Genomic DNA, 7,793 nt, shown 5'->3' on the forward strand with positions numbered 1-7,793 from the left:
TTTCAATATTTTCGATTATCTATATCGGAACATAAGAGGGGAGAATGTTTTAAAGTCGATTTAATTTTAGAAAGCGTTTACTAATTGGGAATTGTATGAACCATTAGAAGCGTTGGGAACTAAGGTGGTAAAAGGTTTTTGGAAGATGGGTGAAATGATGACTCAATCCTTCAAAACCTTCGACACAAATTAATTGTTTCCGACATTAGCGCTAGACATTTAACTTATTTGTTGAGGGGAGATTAATATCATGAAAAAACCATGGCATGTTTTTTATCCTAAAACCATTCCGACTGAAGTTGAAATACCATCTTGTTCCATTTACCATTTTCTGGAACGTGCTTCTCAAGATTTTCCTGAACATAAATCCACCATCGATGGTGAGGTAGAGCTCACCTATACAGAACTTAAACATGCAGTTGATCGCTTTGCTGCTGCATTGCATCAACGTGGATTTATGAAGGGCGATCGATTGGGTATTATGCTGTACAACTGTAAAGAATACATAATCGCTTATTTCGGAGTTCAACGACTGGGTGGTGTTGTCGTTCAGGTGAATCCAATGTATCAGCAACACGAATTAAATTTTATGCTAGCTGATTCGGAACCATCGTGGTTGATTTGTGAGAGTAATCAGATTGAGAAATTGAACAGTATTAGTTATAGAAAAAAACTTTCAATTGTTACAATTGATAAGGATAATAATGGTAATCCATATTTATACGACTGGATAGATGAAGAGAACGATGATCTTCCCTCGCTGCAAATCAATAGTAGAGAAGATGTTGCTGTTCTCCAATATACGGGGGGGACGACTGGAACTCCAAAAGGAGTTATGATTACCCATTATAATACTGTGGCCTCCGTTTATCATACGTATCTTACAGACGATGGTGCTCTTCAACGACCAGGTGAACGTTTTTTTGGTATTTTTCCGATGTTTCATGGTGCGGGTTTGATGTTGATGTTGTCCAGTATCTTCTATGCAGGTACCTATATTCCAATCAAGCACTTTCGTCCTGACGATGCTCTAAACATGATTAGAAAGTATCGTCCATCTCAAATTTCTGTGCCACCAACTGTCTTTGTTGCATTGTTGAATCATCCTGAATTTAGGGAGGATGACTTACGCTCTTTGAAAGTATGCAGAACAGGTTCTGCTCCTATTCCTCTAGAAGTGCTGCAAGCTTTTGAACAAAAATCCGGTGTTCGAATTTCTGAAACATATGGATTGACGGAATCCAACGCTATTTGTATTCGAACATTTAGTAAAGATGTTATCAAAATAGGGAGTACAGGCATACCTGTTCCAAACACAGAGGTTAAAATCGTTGATCTCGAAACAGGTTTAAATGAAATGCCCATTGGCGAACCTGGTGAGATACTTTTAAAGAGTCCACAAATTATGAAGGGTTACTGGAAGAATCCAGAAGAGACATCACGTACTCTACGAAATGGTTGGCTGCATACAGGTGATTTGGGCACGCTGGATGAAGATGGTTTCTTATACGTTGTCGGCCGTAAAAAAGAAATAATTATCGCTGGAGGATACAATATTTATCCTAACGAAGTGGACGAAGTACTGTACCAACATCCTGCGGTTTCTGAAGCCTGTACATTTGGTATTCCTGATCCCTATCGCGGAGAAACAGTAAAAGCAGTTATCGTATTAAAGGCAAAGCATTCAGCTACAGAAGTAGAAATCGTTGAATGGTGCAGAGAGAGGATGGCCAAATACAAAGTGCCTAGAATAATAGAATTTAGGGATGAATTACCAAAATCAGGGGTTGGGAAAATTTTGCGTCGTGAATTGGTAGAGGAAAATCTTCAACAAATGAAGGGAAAATGATCCAAAATAAGAAGGGGGATTTTCATGCGTTGGATTAATCTAGTACTATTGTTTTTTGCCGGTCTTATTATCTATGCAGATAAGCAGGTTATAGGGTTTGCCGCTGAGCCACTAATGAAGGAATTTAGCTTGAATAGTTCACAGTGGGGAATGATTGGGAGTAGTTTCTTCATCTTATACATCGTCACAAGCCTTATTGGAGGGACATGGTCAGATCGTATAGGAACAACCAAAATGATTTTCATTGTCTTAGCAGGTTTATCTATTATACAGTTTGGATCATTTGCTATTATCGGATTGCCAATGCTTATCTTATATCGAGTGTTGCTGGGAGCAGTTGAGGGACCGATGAATCCAATTGGCATGAGTCACATTGCTAAAATTTTCCCAGCAGAATTAAGAGGATTTGCCGTGTCCGTTTTTATTGCTGGAGCGTCTATCGGCGGAATCGTTTGTGCACCTATCCTCGTGGGATTGATTGGAAAATTAGGCTGGAAAGGGACTTTTGTCTCACTGGGCTTCGTTAGTTTGGTGTTATTAGTAATCTGGGTGCTAGTTGATCGCTCTAAGAATAAACAAAATGTCAAAGCCAATCACTTCCAAAAATTAAAATGGTCAGATATTGCTCCTGTTCTTCGTAATCCAGCTTGCTTATTAACCATTGCTTTATCAGCTGTATCTTATTGGCTTATTATTTGGGTGGCGTTATGGGCACCTGTTTATTTAACAAAAGTCGTAAAATTAGCACCCATGAAGATGGCATATACCATCTCAGGTACAGGTATGGTATCTATAGTTTTGGTATTTTTGATTTCAACCATTTCGGACCGCTTATTCAAAAAAACACAGAGTTATAGGATAGCACGGGTATGGGTCGCATGTATAAGTACCATCATTGGAGGACTAGCTCTCGCAATTATTCCGCTCGTAGGGAATTCAATCCAATGGATCTTCGTGGCCTTGTGCGTGGCAAAAGGATCCACCTATGTAAATGTTTCGATGGCCGTTCAAGTCATGATAAAACTGATGCCAGAAAGAGCAGGTTTCATGGCAGGCATCTTGACTTTAGGTAACAATATTGCGCAATTAGCGGCACCAATTATTACAGGTATCTTAGTACAAGCTGCCGGACCAAATCTTGCTCTTGGTTTCAATTATTCCATATACGTCATGGTTGGGTTATTTCTCTTAATTGCAATTCTCAATTTATTAATTGTTAGACCTGATAATGTCAAAGAAACTACTGCGTCTGAAGAGATGATCGCGTAATTATAAAGTAAGAGAATGGCTCTTGGAAGAACTGATTCAGATGTACAATATTTGATTCACCTTTATATGTTAACAGAATATATAAAACCAAAAGAAGGAGTTCACTGTGGGTGACTCCCTTCTTTCGTTGTAAAGATATTTTAATTAAGTGTGCGGTAGTTTTTTTATTTAAAGCTACCTGTAATCTTATAAGCAGTATTTCTTTGGCTATGTCTAACCATTAATATTTACCTAACGTACCTTTATATTTCAAACCTTTTATAAATCATAATTTAAAATTATCATAATTATAAAGATTCATATTATTAGGAATCTTAATGAATGAACTTAACAAATCAAATGAGGAGGGGAGATTATATGAGTAAAAAAGCTAAAATAATCGGAGTAAATATGATCCCTTTTAAAAAGCCTGGTCTGCAAGAGCCGTATCCAGTGATGGCAGCTAAAGCAGTAAAGGGAGCATTGGAAGATGCAGGAATAGATTATTCCGAAATTCAGCAGGCGTATGCAAGTTACATCTACGGTGACAGTACTTGTGGTCAAAAAGCATTATATATGGTGGGAATGACAGGGATCCCAATTATAAATGTTAATAACAACTGTTCATCTGGTTCAACAGCACTGTACCTGGCAAGACAAGCGGTTGAGTCTGGTGCAGTCGAATGTGCCCTCGCGGTTGGATTTGAAGAAATGCAGCCTGGGGCATTAAAATCTCACTGGGATGACCGGATATCACCGGTTGAATGGCTTCAAGAACAATTAGTGGAGTTGTGGCCTGAGGTGCCTCAAACACCTAGAGCAATCCGACTTTTTGGTTCTGCTGCTGAGGAATATATTGAGAAATACGGGGCAAATCCAGACATTTTTGGTAGAGTAGCGGTGAAAACAAGAAATCATGCGGTTCAGAATCCATTTTCGCTTTTCAGTAACCCGTTGACACTCGAAGAAGTGATGAGTGCTCCTAAGTTAATGCCAAATATGACACGTTTCATGGCCTGCCCGCCTACTTGCGGAGCTGCTGCAGCGATTGTTTGTAGTGAGGAATTCGCCAAGAAACATGGTATTTCCCAAGCTGTTGAAATTGTAGCTCAAGCATTAACAACCGATTTGAGCGTTACTAACGATAATATTATGAATTTAGTAGGAGCAGACATGACCAGACGTGCAGCCAATCAAGTGTATGAAGCTGCAGGAATAGGTCCTGATGAAATAGATGTATTAGAACTGCATGATTGCTTCACACCAAGTGAGGTCATTACATATGAAGGCCTTGGTTTATGTGAAGAAGGTGGAGCAGAGAAGTTTATTCATGACGGAAAAAACACCTACGGCGGGCAAGTTGTGGTCGGTCCTTCCGGTGGGTTGATGTCAAAGGGTCATCCCATTGGGGCAACTGGACTTGCTCAGTGTACAGAGCTAGTTTGGCAGCTTCGAGGTCAAGCTCAGAAACGGCAAGTAGAAAATGCGAGGGTCGCACTTCAACACAACTTGGGTCTCGGTGGTGCTTGCGTCGTAACGATGTATCGTATGGGGTAATGGAAAACCCAATTCATTCGTTTTGAAGAGATGAAGAAACTATAATTTTAAAAAATAGAGAGGAAGATATTAAATGGTTAAATTATTGGAAAATCAAGTAGCAATTGTTACAGGATCTGGATCAGGAATTGGGAAAGCAACTGCCTTAAAGTTTGCTGAAAACGGTGCACGTGTTATGATAGCAGATCTTGATGAAAAACTGGCAGCTGAAACGGTGGCAGAAATTAAGGCACTTGGAAGCGATGCTGTTTCTATCTGTGGGAACCTTTTAGATCCAGAATTTCCAAAGCAAATTGTTGAAGCAACTATTGCTGCCTTTGGTCGACTGGATATTCTTGTGAATAATGCAGGCTATTGCCTTGACGGTTTAATTCATAAAATGTCAGATGAACAGTTCGTGGAAATTATGAACATCCATTTAGTCGCACCGTTCCGTCTCATTCGTGCAGCATCTCCGTATATGCGGGATGTGGCGAAGCAGGAAATCGAGCAAGGAATTGTTCATCACCGAAAAATTATCAACGTTTCTTCTGGTTCAGGACAAAGAGGAAATATGGGACAGGCAAACTATTCTTCTGCCAAAGCCGGAGTCATTGGACTATCAAAGGTTGTTGCTCAAGAGTGGGGACAATTTAACATTAACAGTAACGCCGTAGCATTTGGATTCATTGATACACGTCTAACTCGTCCAAAAGAAGAAGGGACAGTTATCAATGGAGAAGTAGTGGGTATCCCTGAGAAGGTACGAAATATTTTAATTAACAAAATTCCACAAAAACGTGTGGGTAGCGCTGATGAAGCCGCTGCAAGTATTTTATTCCTTGCGTCTCCATTGTCCAATTATGTAAATGGCCAAGTACTTGGTGTAAACGGAGGCTCTTTAACGTAATCTTTCTCTTAATAGTGGAAGGAAGATCTTCAAAAATAGAAGGAGCAAATAATAAGAGGTGAAAAAAGATGGCAAACGTGAAAGATTTAATCGGGCTTGAGTTTCAACCGTACAGCTTGGCAGTGGAAAAAGGAAAAATAAAAGAATTAGCTCTCGCAATTGGTGACGATAATCCGATTTACTATGATTTAGAAGCAGCAAAAAAAGAAGGGTATGACAATATTCCTGCTCCGCCAACATTTTTACAAGTGATTGACTTATGGGGCGGCTTAGGCTCAGTGGAAAAAGTGGAAAAGCTTGGATTTAAGCTTACTAGAGTATTACATGGTCAGCAAGCCTATGAATTTTTTGGCGATATTGTGGCTGGAGATGTCCTTTCCGTCACTAGTAAATTGGTTGAAGCTGAAATAAAACCAGGAAGCACAGGTGCCATGGATATAGTGGTAACAGAGAATCAATACCGAAATCAACGAGACGAATTGGTGGCTATTTCGAGAAATACACTCATTCATCGACATTAATTTAATAGAAAGAGAAAGGAGTAATGCAGGATGTTTTATGAGGATGTAAAGGAAGGATATGAGTTCCCAGTTCTTGAAAAGGAACCAATCACCCGCGTTCAACTTGTAAGGTTTGCAGGAGCTTCAGGAGATTTCCATCCCCTTCATCTGGTTGAAGAAGTTGCTGAGAAAGCCGGTATGAAGATACTCGCACACGGAATGCTAATTATGGGCATGTTATCTCAAGGAGTTACTTCATGGGTTTCCAGGAAGAACCTTAAGAAGTTACAAGTTCGTTTTAGTAAAATGACTTTTCCTGGTGAATCGATCCAGATTGTGGGGAAGGTGTTAGAGAAAAAAGAAGACAACATTGTTGTGGCTGAAGTATTCGCAAAGAATAGCGAAGGCGAAGTAAAAGTGGCTGGAATTTTTGAAGCGAGACTACCGTCTAGAAATTAGTATATCATCTAATTTTCTTAACTGACCGTATTGAGTAATGTGAAATTTGGTACAACTATGTCCTTTCACGGTACTCAATTACGGTCTTTATTCATTACAGATTAAATGGGACTCGTTAAAACCTACAATTCCTTTTATAGTTTTATATATTTCCTAATGTATCCCACAATGTTCCACATAGATTATTTTTTCTTCCGAAGTTTAACTCCTTACAACTGGTTACAACAAAATAAATAATAAAAAGGAGGGATATTCATGGAAAAGTACGAACACTTAAACGCTGTCGGTGAAATTACCGAAATGCTTTACTATGCTTTGCATAATGAGGAAGAGGAATAGTCCAAGTATTAAAATCCTCAAATCCATGTATCATTTTATGTGTTTTCCTAATGAATCTTTCAATGTCCAGACGATTATAGAGTCTACTAGATTCTATATACGTTTGGATATTTTTCCTTTTATATTAGTAGAAATTATTGAGAGATTATTGTTAGTGATACCTAATTGAATTAAGAAATCAATGAGTTGAATCTCATTTCAAATAAAGCTGCACAGGATAATGTTATCTTGTATATTTCTCGGTCGATTAAACAGATTGAGGAGAACTAAAGAATAAAGTGAGGGGATACCATGTTTGTTAATAATTGGATGAAAAGGGCGGAACTTCGTAATAGTTTCGATGTTTCATTGGGATTTGACATGATTCAATTAGATGAAGGAGAGATCATACTGGAGCTGCCTGTTTCTTCATCCAACTTGAACCCCAATGGAACACTACATGGAGGGGTTTACGCTTCACTTCTAGATATTGTAATAGGTGTGAATATTCGTAATCTTGTAGGTCATCCTTTGGTAACAGTTAATTTAAATATTAGTTATTTCGCCCCTGCTGTTGAAGGTGAAAAAATTATTGCATCTGCCAAAATACTTCATCAAGGTTATAAAAATGTTGCGGCTGAAGGAGAGATTAGGAATTTCGAGGGGAAACTCCTGGCAAAGGGAATTGGCACCTTTAAAGTCTTAAGAAGCTAAAACTTTTTGAGAAAAGTAGGTAAAGATTAGGATAAACATAAGAAGAATTTTATCCAGCAATAAGGAAACAGATATTCATCGAATAATAAGAATTATTTCACAAAGAAGGGATTCCATTCGAAATGAATCCCTTCTTTATATTTTGTGGCTAAAGTATTTCTTAGAAACTTCACTGATTTTTTCCAAATATTGAGCTTAATTTAGAATAACTTTCCATTTTTTTAAGGCTTTTCCAACTGCTATGTGATTAATATTTATC

Annotated in this window: 7 protein-coding genes; all 7 read left to right on the plus strand. The window is 38.4% G+C overall.

The genetic code is table 11. The annotated features are described in order from the left end of the window. The first annotated feature begins 250 nt into the window (after positions 1–250). The 7 genes from V7137_RS28605 (at position 251) to V7137_RS28635 (ending at position 7,534) form a co-directional block, all read left to right on the plus strand. Positions 251–1,849, plus strand: coding sequence for a long-chain-fatty-acid--CoA ligase (locus V7137_RS28605; RefSeq protein ID WP_335701199.1), 1,599 nt, complete (start codon positions 251–253; stop codon positions 1,847–1,849). 24 nt (positions 1,850–1,873) lie between these two features. Continuing rightward, on the plus strand, positions 1,874–3,118 hold the full coding sequence (locus tag V7137_RS28610; protein WP_335701200.1) for an MFS transporter: 1,245 nt from the start codon (positions 1,874–1,876) through the stop codon (positions 3,116–3,118). Positions 3,119–3,475: 357 nt separating this feature from the next. Then, positions 3,476–4,654, plus strand: a complete 1,179-nt coding sequence (locus V7137_RS28615) for a lipid-transfer protein (RefSeq protein WP_335701201.1) — start codon at positions 3,476–3,478, stop codon at positions 4,652–4,654. A 73-nt stretch (positions 4,655–4,727) separates the two neighbouring features. Continuing rightward, on the plus strand, positions 4,728–5,543 hold the full coding sequence (locus V7137_RS28620; protein ID WP_335701202.1) for an SDR family NAD(P)-dependent oxidoreductase: 816 nt from the start codon (positions 4,728–4,730) through the stop codon (positions 5,541–5,543). 68 nt (positions 5,544–5,611) lie between these two features. Then, positions 5,612–6,064 (plus strand): MaoC family dehydratase N-terminal domain-containing protein, encoded by a 453-nt coding sequence (locus V7137_RS28625; protein WP_335701203.1) that lies wholly within the window; start codon positions 5,612–5,614, stop codon positions 6,062–6,064. 30 nt (positions 6,065–6,094) lie between these two features. Then, positions 6,095–6,502 (plus strand): MaoC/PaaZ C-terminal domain-containing protein, encoded by a 408-nt coding sequence (locus V7137_RS28630; RefSeq protein WP_335701204.1) that lies wholly within the window; start codon positions 6,095–6,097, stop codon positions 6,500–6,502. A gap of 630 nt (positions 6,503–7,132) precedes the next feature. Beyond that, positions 7,133–7,534 (plus strand): PaaI family thioesterase, encoded by a 402-nt coding sequence (locus V7137_RS28635; protein WP_335701205.1) that lies wholly within the window; start codon positions 7,133–7,135, stop codon positions 7,532–7,534. Positions 7,535–7,793: the final 259 nt, after the last annotated feature.

This window comes from Neobacillus drentensis (assembly GCF_036962765.1).
GTDB classification, from domain to species: domain Bacteria; phylum Bacillota; class Bacilli; order Bacillales; family Cytobacillaceae; genus Neobacillus; species Neobacillus drentensis_C.

Coding starts and splice junctions, on each gene's coding strand:
- V7137_RS28605 (WP_335701199.1), top strand. CDS start 251: ATGAAAAAACCATGGCATGTTTTTTATCCTAAAACCATTCCGACTGAA.
- V7137_RS28610 (WP_335701200.1), top strand. CDS start 1,874: ATGCGTTGGATTAATCTAGTACTATTGTTTTTTGCCGGTCTTATTATC.
- V7137_RS28615 (WP_335701201.1), top strand. CDS start 3,476: ATGAGTAAAAAAGCTAAAATAATCGGAGTAAATATGATCCCTTTTAAA.
- V7137_RS28620 (WP_335701202.1), top strand. CDS start 4,728: ATGGTTAAATTATTGGAAAATCAAGTAGCAATTGTTACAGGATCTGGA.
- V7137_RS28625 (WP_335701203.1), top strand. CDS start 5,612: ATGGCAAACGTGAAAGATTTAATCGGGCTTGAGTTTCAACCGTACAGC.
- V7137_RS28630 (WP_335701204.1), top strand. CDS start 6,095: ATGTTTTATGAGGATGTAAAGGAAGGATATGAGTTCCCAGTTCTTGAA.
- V7137_RS28635 (WP_335701205.1), top strand. CDS start 7,133: ATGTTTGTTAATAATTGGATGAAAAGGGCGGAACTTCGTAATAGTTTC.